General features: G+C 67.7%; 14 protein-coding genes. 6 read left to right on the top strand and 8 right to left on the bottom strand.

The window, feature by feature from the left end; translation table 11 throughout:
- The 5 genes from LMJ29_RS02905 to LMJ29_RS02885 form a co-directional block, all read right to left on the bottom strand.
- Window positions 1-7157 (bottom strand): Ig-like domain-containing protein (locus LMJ29_RS02905; RefSeq protein ID WP_229603870.1); only part of this gene is annotated, 7157 nt, incomplete at its 3' end.
- A 90-nt stretch (window positions 7158-7247) separates the two neighbouring features.
- Complete coding sequence (locus LMJ29_RS02900) at window positions 7248-8024, bottom strand: efflux RND transporter periplasmic adaptor subunit (RefSeq protein WP_229603868.1); 777 nt, start codon at window positions 8022-8024, stop codon at window positions 7248-7250.
- A 2-nt stretch (window positions 8025-8026) separates the two neighbouring features.
- Complete coding sequence (locus tag LMJ29_RS02895; RefSeq protein WP_229603866.1) at window positions 8027-9538, bottom strand: TolC family protein; 1512 nt, start codon at window positions 9536-9538, stop codon at window positions 8027-8029.
- Window positions 9539-9909: 371 nt separating this feature from the next.
- Window positions 9910-10635, bottom strand: coding sequence for a UDP-2,3-diacylglucosamine diphosphatase (lpxH, locus tag LMJ29_RS02890; RefSeq protein WP_229603864.1), 726 nt, complete (start codon window positions 10633-10635; stop codon window positions 9910-9912).
- Between the two features lie 4 nt (window positions 10636-10639).
- Window positions 10640-11134, bottom strand: coding sequence for a peptidylprolyl isomerase (locus LMJ29_RS02885; RefSeq protein ID WP_229603863.1), 495 nt, complete (start codon window positions 11132-11134; stop codon window positions 10640-10642).
- 142 nt (window positions 11135-11276) lie between these two features.
- Between LMJ29_RS02885 and LMJ29_RS02880 the strand changes: the two genes are divergently transcribed.
- Together LMJ29_RS02880 and cysS are read left to right on the top strand one after the other, a co-directional pair.
- Entirely contained in the window at window positions 11277-12947 is a 1671-nt protein-coding gene (locus LMJ29_RS02880; protein ID WP_229603861.1) for a glutamine--tRNA ligase/YqeY domain fusion protein, read from the top strand.
- Complete coding sequence (gene cysS, locus LMJ29_RS02875) at window positions 12948-14333, top strand: cysteine--tRNA ligase (protein ID WP_229603859.1); 1386 nt, start codon at window positions 12948-12950, stop codon at window positions 14331-14333.
- 119 nt (window positions 14334-14452) lie between these two features.
- Here cysS and LMJ29_RS02870 read toward each other — a convergent pair whose 3' ends face one another.
- Window positions 14453-14848, bottom strand: a complete 396-nt coding sequence (locus LMJ29_RS02870; RefSeq protein WP_229603857.1) for a DUF6306 domain-containing protein — start codon at window positions 14846-14848, stop codon at window positions 14453-14455.
- 209 nt (window positions 14849-15057) lie between these two features.
- On the opposite strand from LMJ29_RS02870, the gene LMJ29_RS02865 reads away from it, so the two are divergent.
- On the top strand, window positions 15058-15477 hold the full coding sequence (locus LMJ29_RS02865) for a hypothetical protein (RefSeq protein ID WP_229603855.1): 420 nt from the start codon (window positions 15058-15060) through the stop codon (window positions 15475-15477).
- A gap of 174 nt (window positions 15478-15651) precedes the next feature.
- Entirely contained in the window at window positions 15652-17865 is a 2214-nt protein-coding gene (locus LMJ29_RS02860) for a beta-agarase (RefSeq protein ID WP_229603853.1), read from the top strand.
- A 76-nt stretch (window positions 17866-17941) separates the two neighbouring features.
- Here LMJ29_RS02860 and LMJ29_RS02855 read toward each other — a convergent pair whose 3' ends face one another.
- Together LMJ29_RS02855 and LMJ29_RS02850 are read right to left on the bottom strand one after the other, a co-directional pair.
- A complete protein-coding gene (locus tag LMJ29_RS02855) occupies window positions 17942-18820 on the bottom strand; it encodes a patatin-like phospholipase family protein (protein ID WP_229603851.1) in 879 nt (292 codons plus the stop codon).
- A 32-nt stretch (window positions 18821-18852) separates the two neighbouring features.
- A complete protein-coding gene (locus tag LMJ29_RS02850) occupies window positions 18853-19359 on the bottom strand; it encodes a DUF1993 domain-containing protein (protein WP_229603850.1) in 507 nt (168 codons plus the stop codon).
- A 377-nt stretch (window positions 19360-19736) separates the two neighbouring features.
- Between LMJ29_RS02850 and LMJ29_RS02845 the strand changes: the two genes are divergently transcribed.
- Both LMJ29_RS02845 and LMJ29_RS02840 read left to right on the top strand, forming a co-directional pair.
- A complete protein-coding gene (locus LMJ29_RS02845) occupies window positions 19737-21074 on the top strand; it encodes an OprD family porin (protein WP_229603849.1) in 1338 nt (445 codons plus the stop codon).
- Between the two features lie 274 nt (window positions 21075-21348).
- The gene (locus LMJ29_RS02840; RefSeq protein WP_229603847.1) at window positions 21349-22758 is read left to right on the top strand and encodes an LLM class flavin-dependent oxidoreductase; all 1410 of its coding nucleotides are present in this window, start codon (window positions 21349-21351) and stop codon (window positions 22756-22758) included.
- Window positions 22759-22802: the final 44 nt, after the last annotated feature.

The raw sequence follows: 22802 nt of genomic DNA, 5'->3' as shown, positions 1-22802 counted from the left end.
GCGGTGCTGTCCTCGGCAACGGTCAGGGTTTCGTCGGCGTCGGCGAAGTCGTCGTTGGCCGGGGTGACGGCGATGGTGAGGGTGCTGGTGTCGTCGCTGCCGGAGCCGTCGGTCACCACGTAGGAGATAACCGGGAAGCTGCCGTTCCAGTCGGCGGCCGGGGTGAAGCTGTAGCTGCCGTCGGCATTGACGGTGATCTCGCCCTTGCCGGTAACGGTATAGGCGCTGCCCAGCACGAACGGACCGGCCTCGCCGGCCAGGGTAAAGCTGGCGATCGACAGCGGGCCGTCGACGCTGGAGCTGCCGGAGAGCAGGGAGCCGGTGGTGGCGGTGCTGTCCTCGACGACGGTCAGGGTCTCGTCGGCGTCGGCGAAGTCGTCGTTGGCCGGGGTGACGGCGATGGTGAGGGTCGAGCTGTCGTCGCTGCCCGAGCCATCGGTCACCGTATAGGTCACGACCGGGAAGCTGCCGTTCCAGTCGGCCGCCGGGGTGAAGCTGTAGCTGCCGTCGGCATTGACGGTGAGCTCGCCCTTGCCGGTAACGGTATAGGCGCTGCCCAGCACGAATGGACCGGTTTCGCCGGCAATGCTGAAGCTGGCGATGCTGAGTGCCCCGTCGACGCTGGAGCTGCCGGTCAGCAGGGAGCCGGTGGTGGCGGTGCTGTCCTCGGCGACGGTCAGGGTTTCACTGGCATCGCCGAAGTCGTCGTTGGCTGGGGTGACGGCGATGGTGAGGGTGCTGGTGTCGTCGCTGCCGGAGCCGTCGGTCACCGTATAGGTCACGACCGGGAAGCTGCCATTGAAGTCGGCCGCCGGGGTGAAGCTGTAGCTGCCGTCGGCATTGACGGTGAGCTCGCCTTTACCAGCCACCATATAGGCGGTGCCCAGCACAAAGGGACCGGTTTCGCCGGCCAGGGTGAAGCTGGCGATCGACAGCGGGCCGTCGACGCTGGAGCTGCCGGTCAGCAGATTGCCGGTGGTGGCGGTGCTGTCCTCGGCGACGGTCAGGGTCTCGTCGGCGTCGGCGAAGTCGTCGTTGGCCGGGGTAACGGTGATGGTCAGGGTCGAACTGTCGTCCGTGCCCGAGCCATCGGTCACCGTATAGGTCACCACCGGGAAGCTGCCATTGAAGTCGGCGGCCGGAGTGAAGCTGTAGCTGCCGTCGGCATTGACGGTGATCTCGCCCTTGCCGCTGACCACATAGGCGCTGCCCAGCACGAATGGACCGGTTTCGCCGGCAATGCTGAAGCTGGCGATGCTGAGTGCCCCATCGACGCTGGAGCTGCCGGACAGCAGGGTGCCGGTGGTGGCGGTGCTGTCCTCGGCGACGGTCAGGGTTTCACTGGCGTCGCTGAAGTCGTCGTTGGCCGGGGTGACGGTGATGGTGAGGGTCGAGCTGTTGTCGGTGCCCGAGCCGTCGGTGACGGTGTAGCTGACCACCGGGAGGTTGCCGTTGAAGTCGGTGGCCGGGGTGAAGCTGTAGCTGCCGTCGGCATTGACGGTGATCTCGCCCTTGCCGCTGACCGCATAGGCGGTGCCCAGCACGAACGGACCGGTTTCGCCGGCGATGCTGAAGCTGGCGATCGACAGCGCACCATCGACGCTGGAGCTGCCACTGAGCAGGGAGCCGTTGGTAACGCCGCTGTCCTCGGCGACGCTGACGGTTTCGTCGGCATCGCTGAAGTCGTCATTGGCCGGGGTAACGGCGATGGTGAGGGTGCTGGTGTCGTCCGTGCCGGAGCCATCGGTGACGGTGTAGCTGATCACCGGGAAGCTGCCGTTAAAGTCGGCGGCCGGGGTGAAGCTATAGCTGCCGTCGGCATTGACGGTCAGGGTGCCCTTGCCGGTGACCACATAGGTGCTGCCCAGCACGAACGGACCGGTTTCGCCGGCGATGCTGAAGCTGGCGATCGACAGCGGGCCATCGACACTGGAGCTGCCGGTCAGCAGGGAGCCGTTGGTAACGCCGCTGTCCTCGGCGACGGTCAGGGTTTCACTGGCATCGCTGAAGTCGTCGTTGGCCGGAGTGACGGTGATGGTGAGGGTGCTGGTGTCGTCGCTGCCGGAGCCATCGGTCACCGTATAGGTCACCACCGGGAAGCTGCCATTGAAGTCGGCGGCCGGGGTGAAGCTGTAGCTGCCGTCGGCATTGACGGTGATCTCGCCCTTGCCGCTGATCACATAGGCGGTGCCCAGCACGAACGGGCCGGTTTCGCCGGCAATGCTGAAGCTGGCGATCGCCAGCGGGCCGTCGACGCTGCTGCTACCCGACAGCAGATTGCCGGTGGTGGCCGCGCTGTCCTCGGCGACGGTCAGGGTTTCACTGGCATCGCCGAAGTCGTCGTTGGCCGGGGTGACAGTCACGCTGACGGTGGCGGTATCGCTGCCGCCATTGCCGTCGGAAACGGTGTAGGTGAACGAGGTGGTGCCGTGCCAGTTGGCAGTGGGGGTGAAGGACACCACGCCGCCAACCAGGCTGACGCTGCCGCCGACGGCGGGCTGGGTCACCGCGGTGACGGTCAGGGTTTCGCCGCTGTCCGGGCTGATGCTGTCGTTGGCCCGCACGTTCAGTACGGTGGTGCCGCTGTCTTCGCTGACGGTGAAGCTGTCGTCGACCGCGTCCGGGGCGTCGTTGAGCGGGGTGACGGTCACGTTGACGGTGGCGGTGTCGCCGCCGCCGTTACCGTCGCTGACGGTGTAGGTGAACGAGGTGGTGCCGTGCCAGTCGGCGTCCGGGGTGAAGGACACCACGCCACCGACCAGGCTGACGCTGCCGCCAGTGGCGGGCTGGGTCACGGCGATGACGGTCAGGGTTTCGCCTGTGTCCGGCGCGGTGCTGTCGTTGCCCAGCACGTTCAGCACGGTGGCGCCGCTGTCCTCGTTGACGGTGAAGCTGTCGTCGACCGCGTCGGGCGGGCTGTTGGACGAATCGTTGTCGTTGACGATCGCCGTGCCTGTGGCGCCGTCGGCGTTGGTCACGGTGCCGGAGATGGCGCCGGTCGACAGGCTGAAGGTTTCCGCAGACTCGACGACCGCGTCATCGGTGGTGGCGATGCGCAGCAGGACGGAAGTCTGGCCGGCGGCGATGGTCACCGGCCCGCTGACGGTGCTCCAGCTGGTGCCGCCGTTGGTGGAAACCTGCAGGGTGTTGCTGGCCGCCGTGTCGGTGCCGACGGTGGCGGTGCCGCTGATCAGTTGCGGGGTGAAGCTGATGTTCTGGGTCGAGGTCTTGTTGATGGAGACGGTGAACTGGGCGCTGCCGCCTTCGGTCAGCGTCGGGCTGGAGACGCTGATGGTCGGGCGGTCGTCGTCCAGGCTGGACGGATAGCCGCTGTCACCGCTGACGTTGGCGGTGCCGGTGTTGTTGGTGGAGAGGAAGACGTCGCCTTCGCCCTCGTCGTTGATGGTGGCGAGGCCGGTGGCGCTGCCGCCGCTGCTGGTGGCGGTCAGCGAGAAGGTTTCGTTGCCCTCGTGCACGCCGTCGTTGCTGATCGCGATGCGCACGTAGAGGGCATCGCCGGCGGGAATGGTCACCGCGCCGCTGTAGGTCTGCCAGCTGCTGCCGTTCCAGTACTGCAGGGTGCTGGTGGCGGCGGTGTCGGTGCCGAGGGTGGCGGTGGTGTCGCCCGACGGAATGCCGGTGCTGCTGCTGAGCGCCAGAGTGACCTGGGTGCCGGTTGCACCGGTCACGGTGAAGGTGGCGTAGGGGCTGCCTTCGTTGACGAATACCGAGTTGACCGCCACGGTGTCGGTGGCGCCGTTGATGGTGATGGTGAGGACCGCGGTATCGCTCAGGCCGCTGCCACTGCTGTCGGTGACGGTGTAGTTGAAGCTCTCGGTCAGCGAGCTGCCCGCATTCAGGGCGGCCACCGCCGCGTTGCTCTGGTTGACGACGTAGCTCCAGGTGCCGTCGGCGTTGAGGGTCAGGCTGCCATAGGTGCCGACCAGGGCGGTGCCCACGGTGCCGGCGGTGCCGGAGCCTTCGGTGCTGCCGGTGCGTACGGCGGTGACCTTCAGGGCGCTGGCGAGATCGTCGACATCGCTGTCGTTGCTCAGCACGTTGCCGCTCGGGTTGTAGCCGCTGATGGCGTTGACCACGCCGCCGGCTTCGGTGGCCGAGGCGCTGTCGTTGCCGGCGACCGGGGCATCGTTGGCACCCTGCACCGTGATGGTCAGGGTCGCGGAGTCCTTGAAGCCGGCGGTGTTCTGGACGGTGTAGACGAAGGTTTCCGTCAGGGTATTGCTGCTGCCGTGCAGGGCCTGAACCGTCGCATTGCTGTTGTCGACGGTGTAGGTGTAGGTGCCGCTGGAGTTCAGGGTCAGCGTGCCGTACTGGCCGGTGATGGTGACGTTGCTGCCGCCGGCGGTCACGGTCGTGGTGCTGGCGCTGCTGGAGGCCCGGGCGGAGACGATGCTGTTGCTGCCGGCCGGCGTGGTGTCGTTGCCGAGCAGGTTGCCGGTCGGGTTGGTGCCGGCAGTGGCGTTGGCCACGCCACCGGCCTCGACCGCGGTGGCGGTGTCGGCGACGGCGTTGGGATCGCTGCTGCCGGAACCGGTCACGGTGATGTACAGGGTGGCGGTGCTGGTCGCCCCGGAGGCGTCCTGCATGGTGTAGGTGAAGGCTTCCTGGCCGGTCTGGCCGGAAGCGAGGGCGGCGTTGTTGGCGGTCGGCGTGTAGGTGTAGGAGCCGTCGGCCTGCATTACCAGGGTGCCGTACTGGCCGGTCATGGTGGTGCCGGCGGAAGTGGTGGCGGTGAAGGTCAGACTGGTGCTGCTCAGTGCCACCGACTGGCTCAGGACGACGCCGGTGACGTTGCCGCTGCCATCGTAGGTGACGCTGCTGACCGTGGTGCCGGCCGGCACGCCGGTGCCGCTGACGGTCATGCCGGCTGCCACGGTGCCGGTGTAGCCACCGGAGAAGGTCACGGTGGTGGAGCCCTGGGTGGCGGTGGCGACCAGGGCGCTGTCCTTGTAGCCGGAAGCTGCGGTCGTACTGTTGGAGAAGCCGTAGATCTTGCCCACGGTCGGGGTCAGGTTATCGACCTTGCCCGTCAGCGTGATGATGGTGTTGCTGCCACTGGTGACGATGCTGCCGACCTTCAGCTGGGTCGCCCCTTGATAGAGGGCGGTGACACCGGCGGTCCTCTTGTCGTCGTCGGTGTTGTCGAGGTCGAGGAACACGTAGTCGGCGGTGCTGACGCTGGGCATCGAGGTGGTGGCGAAGGTCAGCGTGGTGTACGACACCGTGGAGCCGGTCGCCGAACCGGTGATGGTGCTGCCGGTCACCGTCTTGGTGTCGCCGCTGTCCTTGTCGGTATCGTTGCTCAGGACGTTGCCGGTCGCGGTGGAGCCGCTGGTATCGCTCGCGGTGTAGTTGTTGCTGGCGGCGATCGATTCCTTGGCGCTGTTGTAGTCGCTGGCGGCGACCGGGGTGTCGTTGGCGCCCTGGATGGTGATGGTCAACGTGGTGGTGGCGGTCGCCCCTTCACTGTCGGCCATGGTGTAGGTGAAGGTGTCGGTCAGCGTGTTGCTGGTGCCGCGCAGGGCTTCGACGGTGGTGTTGCTGTCGTTCACCACGTACTTGTAGCTGCCGTCGGCGCCGATGGTCAGCGTGCCGTACTGGCCGGTAACCACGGTGCCGTTGGCCGAGGTGGTCGAGGTGGCGACGCTCTGGCTGGCGGAGCTGGTGCCGGCCAGGGTCACCTTCTTGGTGTCGTTGAGGTTGCTGTCGGTGTCGTTGGTCAGCACGTTGCCGGTGGCATCGCTGCCGCTGACGGCGTTGTTCAGGCCGCCATCTTCGGTGGCGGTGCCGCTGTCGCTGACGGCGACCGGCGCCGCGTTGGCGAGCAGCTCGTTGAGTGCCTTGTCGACCCGGTCGGAAGAGGAGCCGATGTTCTTGAGGCTGTAGCCGCCCGAGGTGCCGATGACCGCCAGGCTGTCGAAGTAGGCCTGGTCGACCACCAGGATGAAGGCATTGTTGTCGGCGACATTGCTGTCGCCGTCCATATTGCCGTCCGCCTGCGCGGTGGCCAGGTTGGTGAACTGGGCGTCGTACCAGAAGTAGAAGCCGACCACCTCGCCCTGAACCTTGATCGGGCGGCTGAGCCAGCCGTAGTAGTCGACGCCGTTGATCTGCAGGGCAGTGGCGGAAACGTCGTTGCCGCTGAACAGTTTGCTGTTGAAGTTGCTGTCGTCGATGGTGACGCTGACGGTGGTGCCGGTATAGAGGAAGTCGTGGGTGTTCGACTCCTTGCCGGCCTCGGTGGTCGCGGTGTTCACCGCGTAGGCGTTGACGAAGGTGTATTGGGCCAGCTCGACTTCCAGCGACTCGCCGTCCACTTCCAGGATGGCGTGGTCGTCGTCGTTGCCGAGGCTGGCGTTGTCGCTGCCGCGGGCCTGCACGGCGAAGCGCTGGCCTTCGTCGCCTGCGGTGTCCTGGTCGCCGTTGAGCAGTTGGTCGATGTGGTGGCCGTATTCCTCGACCAGGATGCTGGCCATGCCGTCGCTGCCCAGGATCTCGAGCCAGTCGCCGTTGACGAAGATCACCGGCTGGCCATCGGCGCCATCGGCACTGTAGGCGGCGATGGCGCCATTCATCTCGCTGCTGTCGAGCAGGCGCACCTGGATGTCGAGGTTGCCGCTGGCGATGTCGGTGCGCAGCTGCTCCAGGGTGCTGGTCCAGTCGGCATCCGGGTTGCTCTCGCCGCCGTTGAACAGGGTGAACAGCTGCTCGTCGCTGGCCTGCTGCAGATAGCTGGCGATCCGCTGGCTCGCCGTGTCGGCCGCTTCGCTGAGAGTTGCATTCTCCTCGCTGGTCTGGAACAGACCGACGTCCACCAGGGTCGAGGCGGAGCTCGCCGCTGCGGAGCCGTCGCCGTCGGCCGGGGCGGCTGCCTGCTGGTCGGCAGGGGCATAGGCGGCGACCAGCTCGCTGGCCGACTGGGAAGAGGCCGTGTCGGCCACCGCGTGGTCGGTGGTCGCGGTAGTGCCGGGCTTGTCGGCGGCATCGGCGACGTCGGCCGCTGCGGCACCGTCGAACACGAAGCGTTGCTCCAGGGCCATCGGCCGCGGGCTGCGTTTTACCAGACGACTGCTCGGCGCGTCAGGGGTGGTGGATTCCGAGCCGGTGACATTGATAGGAGTCTTGTTGTCGCCCATGTCTGCGTTCTCTTCCTTGTGGCGTTGCCTGCGGCGGCCTGATAGCTGTCTGGTCCCAGCGGGGCTGGGAAATCTTCGAATAGGGGGTGGTCAGGACTGGTGGGGCGGGGTGATGCGTACCCGCCCGCTCATTCCGGTAATCAATTCGGGAAAGCGGCCATCGATGGCGGCGGTCACCTTGATCGACTGGCTGACCGGGTCGATGCGCGCCCCGAGGCGGGTGAAGCGGGCCGGGTAGGCCTTGCCGGTCTCGTCGATCTCGACCTCGAAGCCGACGCCCGGCTTGACCCAGCCCAGCCAGGTCGAGGGCACCAGGAATTCGAGTTCGAGCACGCTGTCGTCGATGATTTCCAGCATGGCCTGGCCCGGCTGGACGTATTGTTCGCTGCGCACCTTCTGCTCGGCGATGCGCCCCGGGAACGGCGCCGGGATGCTGCACTTGGCCAGCACGGCCTGCTGCACGCCGACTTCGGCTGCGGCCTTGGCCACCGCCGCCTGCGACAGGTTGAGCTCGACCTGGCCGATGGAATCCAGTTCGGCCAGCCGGCGGTTGGCCTTGTGGGAGTGTTCGGCGGCGCCCAGCTCGGCCTGCGCCTTGCGCAGCATGGCTTGCTGCATGGAGCAGTCGAAACGCACCAGCGGCTGGCCGGCCTTGAACGACTCACCTTCGCGCAGGGGCAGCTGGCTGATCTTGGCGCCGATCTCGGCGGCAACGGTGGTGAACTGGCGAGGCATCAGCTGGGCGCGGATCTCCTGGCGCTCGATACCGGCGCTGGCCGGCGCGGCCGCCGGATCTTCGCCGGCGATCGCGTGGGAGAGCACCAGCAGCGGCAACAGCGGCAGCAGGCGGGCGGGGCGTTTGGACATGGTTACTCTCCGCGCGGGCTCTCGCCCAGGGCGCTCCAACTGTTCTGGCTGCCGATGACCTCTTGGGTCAGCTGGCTGAGGGAAAGCGTGTCGACGCTACCGATGTGCGGCTCGACGCCGAGCGTGGCTTGCAGGCGCGCTTCGGCGGCCTGGACCTGGGCGAGGGCCTGGTAGCGGCGCAGCAGACTGAGAATGGCGGTGGTCTGGTTGGCGACCGTCTCCAGCTGGCTCTGCATCTGGCTGATCTGGCGGTTCTGCATGTGCCCGCTGATGCGCTGGTCGGTTTGCCAGATGGCATCGGCGCGTTCGAACTGGCGCAGGGCATTGGCCATCTGCTGACGGGCCAGATGGGTCTGCGCCAGGGTGGCCATCTGCACCGCGACGCGGCGCTGGTCGGCGAGCTTGACGCCGGCTTCGGCCAACTGCAGCTGGGCGGGGCCGGTGAACAGGTTGAAGAGGTTGAAGGACAGTTGCAGGCCGGCGTCGTTCCAGGTGTCGTTCACCAGGAAGTCGTCGGTGTCGTAGTTGGTGCCGTAGTTGAAGCTGAGGTTGGGGAACAGGCGCACCAGGGTCTTGCGCGCCTCTTCGCGCGCGATCCGCGCGTTGTAGTGCTGTTCGCGGACGTCGGCGTTGGCGAGCATGGCGGTTTCTTCCATGCGCTCGATGGGGATGTCGAGGGCTTCGCGGTGGGCCTTGAACTCCGGTTCGGCCAGCTGCAACGACTGGCCGATCGGGGCGTTGATCAGCGCGGCCAGTTCGATCTGCGCGGTCGACAGCTCCTGGTCGATGGCCTCGAGCAGGCGCAGGTTTTCCAGCACCTGGCGCTGGTAGCGCAGGGAGTCGATGGGGTTGCGCAGGCGCTCGGCCTCCGCCTTGCGCGAGTCGGCCAGCGCCTGCTCGGCGAGCACCAGGGTATCGCGGACTTCGCCGCGCAGCTTCTGGGCGCTGGCGGCGCGCCAGAAGGCGGTGCGCACGTCCTGCATCAGCACGTGCATGGCCTTGCGACGCTTCTCGCTGGCGATCAGCACGCGGTTGGCCTGCTGGCGGGTGTTGTAGTAACCGACGCCGAAATCGAGCAGGTTCCAGCTGGCACCCAGGCTGCTGAGGGTATGGGTGCGCTCCTCGGAAATGAACTGCGAGGGCGACAGTTCACCGGTTTCGCTGTTGCGGCTGAGGCTGATCTTGTCGTTGTTGCGCCAGCTGTAGCCGGACTGGGCGAGCAGCTTGGGCAGCATGTCGTAGTGGCTGATGTCCAGCTGGCGGAAGGCCATGGCCTCTTCCATCAGGCGCGTGCGGCGGTCGAGGTTGTACTTCAGTGCGCGGGCGATGGCCTGCTCGAGGGTCAGCGTGCCGCTGATGGGTTCGACATCGGCAACGGCGACCGCCTTGTCTGCGCGGCCTTGCTCGGCAAGCGCCTGCTCGGAAAGCGGCTGGGGATCGATGGTGGTACAGGCGGAGATGGACAGGCTGACCAGGATTGCGAGTGCGCTTTTCGTATGGCTTTTGCGGAGCATGAGGGAACGTTCCTTGGCGATTACCCCCCAGGTTTTCGGGGTGAATGCCGATGTTCTCGATTGTTGATCGGGTGTGGGCAGAGGGTGGCGCAGAATAGTCGTCAAAAATATGACGTATCACGGTCGCCTTTTTTGCCGCTTTTGCTCGGTTTTGTGATGGCATTATGCCGAAAAGCGTGAGCTGGGTAACGGAACTAAAGTAGGAAGGGTAAAAATATTTTTCTGCTGGGGATCGAGCGTCAAAAAATAATCGCTTTGCGCTCAGGGGGCAGGCCGCCATGCACCCGAGCGCACGGGGTCGTCATTCGAGGAGGCTTCGAAGTGGCTTCGAGAGGGGGCGTGGAGGGGCGGGCAGTATGCCCGCGGGGCGATCAGCCGAGAGGGAAGGCCGCCAGGCGGTAGCCCTGGGCGTCGACTTCCAGCGCCCAGCCCTGGCGGTCCCAGTCGCCGAGGACGATGCGCTGGGCGTTCTGGCCGTCGACCAGCAGCTTGTGCACGGCCGGGCGGTGGGTGTGGCCGTGGATCAGGGTGCGTACGCCGCGCCGGGCCATGAGCTGCGGCACCGCTTCGGGGGTGACGTCGACGATGTCGGCGGCCTTTTCGCGGGTGCGCATGCGGCTGGCATCGCGCAGCTTGCGGGCCAGCTTGTGGCGGGTGGCCAGCGGCAGGTGGCGCAGCAGCCATAAAGAGAAGGGGTTGCGCAGGCGCTTGCGCATGCGCTGGTAGCTCTCGTCGCGGGTGCACAGGCTGTCGCCGTGCAGCAGCAGCACCGGCTCGCCGTTGAGCTCGATCACGCTGCCTTCCTTGAGCAGGGTGCAGCCGGCCTCGCGGCAGAAGCGCCGGCCGATGAGGAAGTCGCGGTTGCCGTGCATCAGGTAGATGCGCGTGCCGGCATCGCTCAAGCGGCGCAGGGCGCTGGCGATGGAGCGCTGGAAGTCGTCCATGCCGTCGTCGCCGATCCACACCTCGAAGAAGTCGCCGAGGATGTACAGGGCTTCGGCCTGGGCGGCGCGGCTGTCCAGAAAATGCAGAAACGCCCGGACGATGTCCGGGCGCTGCGCTTCGAGATGCAGGTCCGAGATGAACAGGACGCTCATCGAATCAGGCGACGACTTCGGCCTTCTCGATGATCACGTCGTCCAGCGGTACGTCGCCATGACCGGAGCGGTTGCCGGTGGCCACGGCCTTGATCTTGTCGACCACGTCCATGCCTTCCACCACTTCGCCGAACACGGCGTAGCCCCAGCCCTGGGTGGTCGGCGCGGTGTGGTCGAGGAAGGTGTTGTCGGCGACGTTGATGAAGAACTGCGCGCTGGCCGAATGCGGGTCCATGGTGCGGGCCATGGCGATGGTGCCGACCTTGTTGGACAGGCCGTTGTTGGCCTCGTTCTTGATCGGTGCGCGGGTGCTCTTCTGCTTCAGGCCCGGCTCGAAACCGCCGCCCTGGATCATGAAGTTGCCGATCACGCGGTGGAAGATGGTGCCATTGTAGTGGCCATCCTTCACGTACTGCTCGAAGTTGGCTGCGGTTTCCGGGGCCTTGTCGGCGAACAGTTGCAGGGTGATGACGCCGAAGTTGGTATGCAGCTTGATCATGGGAAGGAATTCCGCTGAATGGATGGATGCGCCCCGGCGTCACCGCGGCGGGTGGTCTGTCGGGGGCTTGACGGGTTCGCTATGATAAGCGCTTTGCATTGGCCGGCCTACCCTGGCCGCCACCGACATGTTCAAGGACACCATGAGCAAGCCCACCGTCGAAAAAGCCGCCAACTTCCTGCGCCCGATCGTCCAGGCCGACCTGGAAGCCGGCAAGCACGCCAAGATCGTCACCCGCTTCCCGCCGGAGCCCAACGGCTACCTGCACATCGGCCACGCCAAGTCGATCTGCCTGAACTTCGGCCTCGCCGAGGAGTTCGGCGGCGAGTGCAACCTGCGCTTCGACGACACCAACCCGGCCAAGGAAGACCAGGAATACATCGACGCCATCAAGGCCGATGTCGAGTGGCTGGGCTTCAAGTGGGCGGGCGAGGAACGCTACGCCTCCAACTACTTCGACCAGCTGTACGCCTGGGCCGTGCACCTGATCGAAGCCGGCCTGGCCTACGTCTGCGACCTGTCGCCGGAAGAGGCGCGCGCCTATCGCGGCAACCTGACGGAGCCTGGCAAGAATAGTCCGTTCCGCGAGCGCTCGGTGGCGGAGAACCTCGACCTGTTCGCGCGCATGAAGGCCGGCGAGTTCCCCGACGGCGCCCGCGCGCTGCGCGCCAAGATCGACATGGCCTCGCCGAACATGAACCTGCGCGACCCGATCCTCTACCGCATCCGCCACGCCCATCACCACCAGACCGGCGACAAGTGGTGCATCTACCCGAGCTACGACTTCACCCACGGCCAATCGGACGCCCTGGAAGGCATCACCCACTCGATCTGCACCCTGGAGTTCGAGGATCACCGCCCGCTCTACGAGTGGTTCCTGGCCAACCTGCCGGTGCCGGCGCAGCCGCGCCAGTACGAGTTCGCCCGCCTCAACCTGAACTACACCATCACCAGCAAGCGCAAGCTCAAGCAGCTGGTCGACGAGAACCACGTCAACGGCTGGGACGACCCGCGCATGTCGACCCTGTCCGGCTATCGTCGCCGCGGCTACACCCCGGCGTCGATCCGCCAGTTCTGCGACATGATCGGCGTCAACCGCGCCGGCGGCCTGGTCGACATCGGCATGCTGGAATTCGCCATCCGCGAGGACCTGGACGCCAACGCCGCGCGCGCCATGTGCGTGCTCAAGCCGCTCAAGGTGGTGATCACCAACTACCCCGAGGGCCAGGTCGAGAACCTCGAGCTGCCGCGCCATCCCAAGCAGGACATGGGCGTGCGCGTGCTGCCGTTCTCCCGCGAGATCTACATCGACGCCAGCGACTTCGAGGAAGTCCCGCCGGCCGGCTACAAGCGCCTGATCCCCGGCGGTGAAGTGCGCCTGCGCGGCAGCTACGTGATCCGCGCCGACGAGGCGATCAAGGACGCCGAAGGCAACGTCGTCGAGCTGCGCTGCTCCTACGACGAAAACACCCTGGGCAAGAACCCCGAAGGCCGCAAGGTCAAGGGCGTGATCCACTGGGTGCCGGCCGAAGGCAGCGTCGAGTGCGAGGTGCGCCTGTACGACCGCCTGTTCAAGTCCGCCAACCCGGAGAAGAGCGACGAGGAGGGCGGCAGCTTCCTCGACAACATCAACCCGGAATCCCTGGTGGTGCTCAAGGGTTGCCGCGCCGAGCCGTCGCTGGCCAATGCCGCGCCGGAAGAGCGCTTCCAGTTCGAGCGCGAGGGCTACTTCTGCGCCGATATCAAGGACAGCCAGCCGGGCGCCCCGGTGTTCAACCGCACCGTGACCCTGCGCGATTCCTGGGGGCAGTGAATGACGCTTTCCATCTACAGCACCCTGTCCAAGAGCAAGGACGCGTTCAAGCCGCTGGAAGGCAACAAGGTCCGCATGTACGTGTGCGGCATGACCGTCTACGACTTCTGCCACATCGGCCACGCGCGGGTGATGGTGGCGTTCGACGTGGTCGCCCGCTGGCTGCGCCATCGCGGCTATGAGCTGACCTACGTGCGCAACATCACCGACATCGACGACAAGATCATCAAGCGCGCCAACGAGAACGGCGAGTCGTTCCAGGATCTGGTCGGCCGCATGATCGCCGCGATGCACGAGGACGAGGCGCGCCTCAACGTGCTGCGCCCGGACATCGAGCCGCGCGCCACCGACCACATCGCCGGCATGCACGCGATGATCCAGACCCTGATCGACAAGGGCTTCGCCTACGCCCCGGGCAACGGCGACGTCTACTACCGGGTCGGCAAGTTCGAGGGCTACGGCAAGCTGTCGCGGCGCAAGATCGAGGACCTGAAGATCGGCGCGCGCATCGAGGTCGACGAGGCCAAGGAAGATCCGCTCGACTTCGTCCTGTGGAAGGGCGCCAAGCCGGGCGAGCCGAGCTGGGAGTCGCCCTGGGGCGCCGGCCGGCCGGGCTGGCACATCGAGTGCTCGGTGATGTCCACCTGCTGCCTGGGCGAGACCTTCGACATCCACGGCGGCGGCCCGGACCTGGTGTTCCCGCACCACGAGAACGAGATCGCGCAGAGCGAAGCGGCCACCGGCAAGCTGTACGCCAACGCCTGGATGCACGCCGGCGCGGTGCGCGTCGACGGCGAGAAGATGTCCAAGAGCCTCGGCAACTTCTTCACCATCCGCGAGGTGCTGGAGAAGTACCACCCCGAGGTGGTGCGCTACCTCCTGGTGTCCAGCCACTACCGCAGCCCGATCAACTACTCCGAAGACAGCCTGCGCGAGGCCAAGGGCGCCCTGGAGCGCTTCTACAACGGCCTCAAGGGCCTGCCGGACGCGGCGCCTGCCGGTGGCGACGAGTTCGTCGCCCGCTTCGGTGCGGCGATGGACGACGACTTCAACTCGCCGGAAGCCTGCGCGGTGCTGTTCGAGATGATCCGCGAGGTCAACCGCCTGCGTGAGAGTGATCTGAATGCCGCCGCCGCGCTGGCCGCGCGCCTCAAGGAGCTGGCCGGCCTGCTTGGCGTGCTGCAGCTCGACCCCGACGCCTTCCTGCAGGCCGGTGCTGCCGGCAAGGTCGACGCCGCCGAGGTCGAGGCGCTGATCGCCGCGCGCCTGGCTGCGCGCGCCGAGAAGAACTGGGCCGAAAGCGACCGCATCCGCGACCAGCTCACCGCCATGGGCGTGGTGCTGGAGGACGGCAAGGGCGGCACCACCTGGCGCCTGGCCGAGTAAGTCGATCCACTGTGTCGAAAAGGGCCGCCGCGAGGCGGCCCTTTTCGTTTGCGGACTTTTCGTTTGCAGGCTTTTCGCTGGCGGGCTCTGGTCGGGGGCAGCTCCCCGTCCGGCGGCCCTCAGGCCTGCGAGGCGGCGCTGTTTTCCTCGTGGATGCGCAGCACCTCCTCCAGCTCGCCGCGCACCAGCGGGTCGTCGCACTGCGGCAGATGCTCGCGCAGCTTGCGGATCACCCACTGCTGGCCGCGGTCGATGAACGCCAGGCGTTGTTGCATGTCGGCTATCGCCATCGCCTTGTCGTAAAAGCTACCCGTCTCCCGGTTCGGTTCCACGCCCAGGTGCTTCAGGCAGACCAGCAGGCGCCGGCAGCTTTCCCCCTCGCCGGCGAGGATCCGTTCCAGCAGCGGCTTGAGCGCCGGGTCGGTGCATTCGCGCAGACTGGCCGAGGCCACGTGGACACCGGCGCGCTCAGCGCTGATCAGGGTTTGCAGCAGTTCGTCGAGCGATGCGGACATGGGGTGAGACTCCTGTCGTTTGGCCCGATGGTAGCGCTTTTCTCCCAGCCTGACAGTCGGATACCTGCCTCCTCTGCCGTGCCTGCTTGCCGGCCGGTGGCTGCACGGTTCTGTTGTCCATTCATATGGTGTGATTTTTGCTGAGCACGCGCGCCTGGGCGGGAGCTGCCGGGCATTCCTGGACGGGTCTGGTGAATGGAGCGCGTGAAATGGATATCGGCAAGCTGGAATTGTCGGAAGCGGCCTGGCTGTGCCTGGGCAAGCTGGCGATGGCCGTGGAACTGGAAGGCGGCAAGCGCTTCGCCTTCCGCAAGTCGCTGGCCGAGATCCTCGGCCTGCTGGAGGCCGCCGAGGCGAGCACGGAGGCGGGCATTCGGCGGCGCAAGGCGGAGTTTCTTCAGGCGCTGAGCCCGGCGGCGCAGCGTTTGCTCGCCCGCCACCGCGGCGCGCCGGAGCAGACCGGGGAGGGCGCCCCGGCGGACGAGGGGGCGAGCGCGCGCTATTACCGCGGCGCCAAAGTCGACGCCGGCGACCCGCCGGGCAACGCCGGGCCCGCAGCCAAGGAGGCGCCGGTCGACGCCCAGGGCCGCAAGCGGATCGTCTACCGCGGCAAGGTCATCTACGTCTGACGAGCGGCGGCGGGGCGGGCCCGCTGGCCGATTCGCGAAGCCGCACGGGCAGGATTGACGGACGAGCGGAGGCTTCATCGGCCGACCGGGTTTGGAACTTCGCAGGCCCGGCGTGTTCTACTGCGCCTTTCTGCCCGCCCCGACGCACGTGCGGGGCCATGGAGAACCCGCGAAATGATTCGTCCCCTGCTGTCCGCGCTGTCGTTGCTGGTCGCCCTGCCGCTGCAGGCCGCCCAGGCCGAGCCGGCGCCCCTGTTCGACTTCGTCAGCCCGGGGCCGACGGCCAGCGTCGCCACCGACCATGCCGAGCTGGCCGACGGCGCCGCCGAAACCACCGCGCTGGGCGAAGCGCTGCGCCGGGTGACCTTCGCCGCCGGCGACGCGGCCAGCCTGCGCCTGACCCCGCCGAGCGGCAGCTGGGACTGGTCGCAGGCCAGCGCCCTCAGCCTGCGCCTGCAGAGCGCGATGGACTGGGCGCTGACCCTCGACGTGAAGATCGAGAGCGCCGACGGCCAGGTGCTGAGCAGCCGCATCGCCCTGCCGTCCGGTCCCGCCCAGGAGCTGCTGGTGCCCTTGCAGGCGACCACGCCGCGCAGCCAGGGCATGCGCGCCGCGCCGCCGATGCCGTGGAGCGCGGGCGAACAGCGCACCCTGCTGGCCACTTGGGTGGACGGCCAGCTCGACCGCAGCCAGGTGGTGGCGGTGACCCTGTCGCTCGATCATCCCAACGCGCCGCAGAGCCTGCTGCTCGGCCGCTTCGGCGTGCGCAGCGAGACCGATCTGCAGCAGGCCGCCTATGCCGGCATCGTCGACGACTATGGCCAGTTCAGCCGCGGGCAGTGGCCGGAGAAGATCGCCAGCGACACCCAGCTGCGCGAGGCGGCGGTGGCCGAGAACCTGCAGTTGCAGCGCTGGCTGGGCGAACGGCCGCGCACCGACCGCTTCGGCGGCCTGCTCGACGGCCCCACCTTCACCGCCAGCGGCTTCTTCCGCACCGAGAAGCGCGACGGCCGCTGGTATCTGGTCACCCCCTCGGGGCAGGCGTTCTATTCGCTCGGCGTCAACGCGCTCAGCGCCGGGCAGAGCGCCACCTACGTCGAGGGCCGCGAGGCGATGTTCACCGCCTTGCCGGAGCCCGGCAGCGCGCTGGCCGCCTATTACGGCGTCGGCGACAGCCGCCGCGGCACCGGCGCCAGTCGCGATCTCGGTTTCGCCCACGGCCGCTGGTTCGACTTCTACCGCGCCAACCTGCGGCGCAGCTATGGCGCTCCCGCCTGTGGCCAGGCGCAGGACTGCAACTTCGATGCGCCGCGCTGGACCACGCACACCCTGGAGCGCCTCAAGGCCTGGGGCTTCAACACCATCGGCAACTGGAGCGACGCCTCGCTGGTCGCCGCCCGGCGCGTGCCCTACACCCTGCCGCTGCTGATCAACGGCAACTTCGCCACGGTCAGCACCGGCCTCGATCTGTGGGGCAGCATGCCCGACCCGTTCGACCCGCGCTTCGCCGAAGCCACCGAGCGTGCCGTGCAGGACGCCAGCGCCGGGCATGCCGACGACCCCTGGCTGATCGGCTATTTCGCCGACAACGAGCTGGCCTGGGTCGGCATCGGCGAGCCGCTGCGCGCGCGCTACGCGCTGGCCCTCGGCAGCCTGCGCCTGGGCGGGGAGTCGCCGGCCAAGCGGGCGTTCGTCGGGCAGCTGCGTAGCCGCTACCCCGACGCCCCGGCGTTGGCGGCGGCCTGGGGCATCGAACTGGCCGACTGGAGCGTGCTGGAGGCGGCCGGCTTCGAGGCGCCGCTGCCGGATGCCGGCCATCCGGCCATCGAGGAGGACCTGCTGCGCTTCCAGCGCCTGTACGCCGACACCTACTTCCGCATCGTCGCCGAGAAGCTCGAGGCGCAGGCCCCCAACCACCTGCTGCTCGGCGGGCGCTTCGCCGGCACCATCCCGGAGGCGGTGGACGCCTGCGCCCGGTACTGCGACGTGCTGAGCTTCAACTTCTACACCCGCGAGCCGCAGCACGGTTACGACTTCGCCGTGCTGCGCGCGCTCGACAAGCCGCTGATGATCACCGAGTTCCACTTCGGCTCGCGCGACCGCGGGCCGTTCTGGGGCGGTCTGCAGGAGGTGTGGACGGAGGAGCAGCGCGGTCCGGCCTACGCGCACTACCTGGCGCGGGCGCTCGACGAGCCCAACATCGTCGGCCTGCACTGGTTCCAGTACATCGACCAGCCGATCACCGGCCGCCTGCTCGACGGCGAGAACGGCCACCTCGGCCTGGTGGCGATCACCGACCGCCCGTACCAGGGCTTCGTCGAGGCGGTGCGCCAGGCCAATCTGAAAGTGGCCGAACGCCTGGCGACCAGCGCCGCGGCCAGCCGCTAAGCGCCGGCGCGTCCGCTGCGCCCGGCCCTGTTCGGTGCCGGGGCGAACGCGGCGGGCGACTCTCCTGGCGATCGACTTAGCCGTGGCCGGCGCGATGGCTGTGCGGGACCAGCAGGCGCCGCGTGTGGCCGACCTTGAGGCCGGCCAGACCGTCGCGCAGGCAGTGGACGGCGCTGGCTTCCGCGCGGGCGATCAACTCGGCGGTGTGCGAGAAGTCGAAGGTGTTGACGGCCAGCGGGCATAGCGGCGGCAGCGCGAGCAGCTCGCAGCGCTCGGCGAAGCGGTCGACGTCGGCCAGCAGCTGGCGCATGGCCAGCAGGTTGATGGCGTGCAGGGCGATGGCCAGCGCGCCGTGGGGCGGCGCCTGCAGCGCGCAGGGCGTGCCGGTCGGCAGGATCACCACGTGGGTGGCGCCCAGGGCGACCGCCGCGGAGATCGGCGTATGGCTGGCGATGCCGCCGTCCATCAGCGGCCGGTTGCCGATCACCACCGCGGGAAACACCGCCGGGATCGCCGCGCTGGCCAGCAGCGCCTGGCTGGCCTCGCCGCTGGAAAGGATGATCTCCTTGCCGTTCAGCGCGTCGGTGGCGACCACGTGGCAGGGCAGCGCGGCGTCCTCCAGGTTGCGGTAGGGCAGTTGCGCGGCGATCAGATCGTGCAGGCGGCCGGGCAGGGCGAAGAAGTCGCGCCGGCCGAGCAGGCCGAGCAGGGTGAGGCGGGTCGACAGCGGGAAGATGTCGGTGCGGCGCAACCCCAGCCAGATGCGCTCGAGTCGCGCCACGCCGTCGGCGTCGGGGGCGGCGGCGTAGTAGGCCGCGTTGATCGCCCCCACCGAGGCGCCGACCACCAGGTCGGGGACGATGCCCGCCTGGCTCAGCGCCTTGAGCATGCCGACCTGCACGGCGCCGAGGCTGCCGCCGCCGGCCAGTACGAACGCGGTCTTTCCTTCGGCCATGATCGTTCTCCGTCGCGCTGGCGCGGCTCGCCTCAGGACGCGCCCAGATAGTCGCGCTTGCCGACCTCCACGCCGTTGTGGCGCAGGATGGCGTAGGCGGCGACCAGGTGGAAAAAGAAGTTGGGCAGGGCGAAGTTGAGCAGATAGTCCTGGCCGACGAAGTGGAGTTCCCGCTCGTGGCCCTTGAGCACGATGGGACGCTCCTCGCTGCCGTCGACCTGCGCCGGCGTTATGCCGTGCAGGAAGGTGGCGGTCTTGGCGAGACGCTCCTGCAACTCGGCGAAGCTGGCCTCGGTATCCGGGAAGCTCGGCACCTCGAGGCCGGCCAGCCGCGCGGCGCAGCCCTTGGCGGTGTCGGAGACGATCTGCACCTGGCGCACCAGCGGGTACATGTCGGGCGCCAGGCGGGCGTTGAGAAAGACTTCCGGGTCGATATTGCGCGCCTCGGCATGCGCGACGGCCTTGCGCAGGATGACGGCGAGGTTGGCCAGGCCACGGGCGAACACCGGCAGGGAGGCCTGGTACATGGACAGGGACATGCGCTGACTCCTCGAAGGGAACGGCCATGCGGCCGATCCGCGTGGGCAGGGACACCGGCGGGGCGGTGCCGACCGCTTCAAGATAGTCGAAGGCGTCTCGCGGCGCCGGGCGGGGCAACGGGCATCTGGGGTGCGCGCCGGGACCGCAGGACCTCCCTCGCGCAGCCCGCTCGGCACGCGCTGTACCGGAAGATCACTGTCCTGCCGCCAACAGCGAACGGGCACTTTGCCTGCGTGGCAATTCGAATGATTTTCAGGAATTAAACGTAACTAACTGAAAATAAAAGAAAAAAATATGTGGCACGGATGTTGAGAAGGAGTCCGGGCACGTCCTTGGGGGACGCCCGTCACGCTCCAGCAACAGGAAACAACCATCCATGCCGCTCCATAACAAATCGCTCGCCGCCTTGCCGCTCGCCATCCTCCTTGCCATTCCGACGCTGGCCCATGCCGCCGAGGGGGGCTTTCTCGAGGACTCGCACCTCGAAGTGACCAACCGCAACTACTACTTCAGCCAGGACTTCCGCAACGGCGACTTCGCCGTGACGCCCGACGGCAAGCGCCAGAGCCGCCACGCCGAATGGGCGCACGGGGTGATCGCCAACTTCGAGTCCGGCTTCACCCAGGGCACGGTCGGCGTCGGCGTCGACGCCCATGGCCTGTGGGCCGTGAAGCTGGACGGCGGCAACGGCCTGGTCGGCGACGGCCGCGGCATTCCCGGCCTGGTGTCGCGCGACAACGACGGCGAGCCGAAGAGCCAGTACGGCAAGGCCGGCGGGGCGATCAAGCTGCGCGCCTTCGACACCGAGGTGCGCTACGGCGACGTGCGCCCGAGCAGCCCGGTGCTCAACGCCAGCGACATCCGCCTGCTGCCGCAGACCCTGCGCGGCGGGATCTTCACCAACACTTCCATCGAGGGCCTGACCCTGGAGGGCGGCAAGCTGGAGTCGAGCAGCGACCGCAACGCCAGCAACCATCGCGGCGACCTCGGCACCGTCTACGCCGGCACCTTCAAGGACGCCGACGACGTTGTCTACCTGGGCGGCGACTACCGCGTCAGCGATGCGCTCAAGCTGCGCCTGCACACCAGCGAGCTGGACGACATCTGGACCCAGTCGTTCTTCAGCGTGGCGCTGACCCAGCCGCTCGGCGACGGCCTGACCTTCAAGACCGGCCTCAACTACTACCGCACCCGCGACGCCGGCAGCGCGCTGCTCGGCGAGATCGACAACGACTCCTGGAGCGCCCGCGTCGGCCTGGGCGTCGGTGCCCATGCCTTCACCCTGTCCTACACCCGCATCGACGGCGACACGCCGTTCGACTACGTGTGGAATACCTACGACATCCAGCTGGACAGCGCCTCGCAGGTCTCCGACTTCAACAGCCCCAACGAGCGCGCCTGGCAGGCCCGCTACGACTACGACTTCGCCGCCCTGGGCATCCCCGGCCTCGGCCTGACCGCGCGCTACGTGCGCGGCAGCGACATCGACGGCACCGAGGCCACCGGGCCGTACAGCTATTTCAACGGCACCAGCGACGGCAAGCACTGGGAGCGCAACTTCTGGATCAGCTACGTGGTGCAGGACGGCCCGGCCCGCGATCTGTCGTTCAACGTCATGCAGGCCACCCACCGCAGCGGCGGCGACCACTACGAGCGCGACGTCGACGAGCTGCGGGTGATCGTCCAGTACCCGCTGGACCTGCGCTTCCTGTAATCCCACTGCAAAGCCCCGCGACCGAGGCCGACGAACGCAACCGCGTCGTCGGCCTCGTGCTTTTCCGGGCCAAAAAAGCTGCTCCGGCAACTGTTGCCCCGGCGACAGTCGATCAGCAGGGTGGCGTTTCCGGGGCACTCCCCAGCTTCACAAATTAATCGCAAGCTACTGAATTTAAAGGAAATTAATCCTTGGCACGGGTCCTGCTCTAGAGAAGGAAGGCGCCCGGCCCCGTGGCCCGGGCCATCCGTTCAGAGTGTTCAAGGAGAACCCCATGCCCCGCGAAATCCGCCTCAACGCCTTCGAGATGAATTGCGTCGGCCACCAGTCCCCCGGGCTGTGGGCGCACCCGCGCGACCGCGCCTGGCAGTACAAGGACCTCGAATACTGGACCGAGCTGGCCAAGCTGCTCGAGCGCGGCAAGTTCGACGGCATTTTCATCGCCGACGTGATCGGCATCTACGACGTGCTCAACGGCAACGGCGAGGCGGCGATCCGCCAGTCCACCCAGGTGCCGGTCAACGATCCGCTGGCGCTGATCACCCCGATGGCGCTGGTCACCGAGCACCTCGGTTTCGGCCTGACCGCCTCGCTGTCCTTCGAGCACCCGTACCCGTTCGCCCGCCGCCTCTCCACCCTCGACCACCTGACCAAGGGGCGCATCGGCTGGAACATCGTCACCTCCTACCTCGACAGCGGCGCGCGCAACCTCGGCCAGAAGGCGCTGAGCGACCACGACGCGCGCTACGACTACGCCGACGAGTACCTGGAGGTGCTCTACAAGCTGTTCGAGGGCAGCTGGGAGGAGGATGCGGTGGTGCGCGACCGCGAGCGCCGCCTGTTCACCGACCCGGCCAAGGTCCACGAGATCGAGCACGTCGGCCAGCACTTCCAGGTGCCCGGCATCCACCTCTGCGAGCCGTCGCCGCAGCGCACCCCGGTGCTCTACCAGGCCGGCGCCTCCAGCCGCGGCAAGCAGTTCGCCGCCGAGCACGCCGAGTGCGTGTTCGTCGCCGCGCCGTCGAAGACCATCCTCAAGAAGACCGTCGCCGATATCCGCCGGCGCGCCGCCGAGGCCGGCCGCGATCCGCGCAAGGTGCTGATCTTCAACATGCAGACGGTGATCGTCGGCGAAACCGACGCCGCCGCGCAGGCCAAGTACGACGACTACCGCCAGTACGTCAGCTACGAGGGTGCGCTGGCGCTGATCTCCGGCTGGACCGGCATCGACTTCGGCGAGTACCAGCCCGACCAGGTGCTCAAGCACATCCACACCAACGCCATCCAGTCGGCGGTCGAGGCGTTCTCCACCGCCGACCCGAACAAGACCTGGACGGTCAAGGAGCTGGCCGACTGGGTCGGCATCGGCGGCTTCGGCCCGCTGCACGTCGGCAGCGCGCAGACCGTGGCCGACGAGCTGCAGGCCTGGGTCGAGGAAACCGACGTGGACGGCTTCAACCTGACCTACGCGGTGACCCACGAAACCTTCGTCGATGTGGTCGATCTGCTGATCCCCGAGCTGCAGCGGCGCGGCGCGTTCAAGACCGAATACGCCCCGGGCACCCTGCGCGACAAGCTGTTCGGCGCCGGCCCGCGTCTGCCGGAGAGCCATCCGGCCGCCGGCTACCGCGATCTGGCCGCGCTGAAGGCCCGGCAGACCGACACGGAAGCGGCCATCGCCTGATCCGTCACCCACCCTGGAGGCGGGCCGCAGAGCCCGCCGGGAGA

Source organism: Pseudomonas oryzagri, assembly GCF_020831405.1.
Taxonomy (GTDB): domain Bacteria; phylum Pseudomonadota; class Gammaproteobacteria; order Pseudomonadales; family Pseudomonadaceae; genus Geopseudomonas; species Geopseudomonas oryzagri.
The sequence above is the reverse complement of the archived record's forward strand: the minus strand, read 5'-3'. Positions and strand labels throughout refer to the sequence as shown.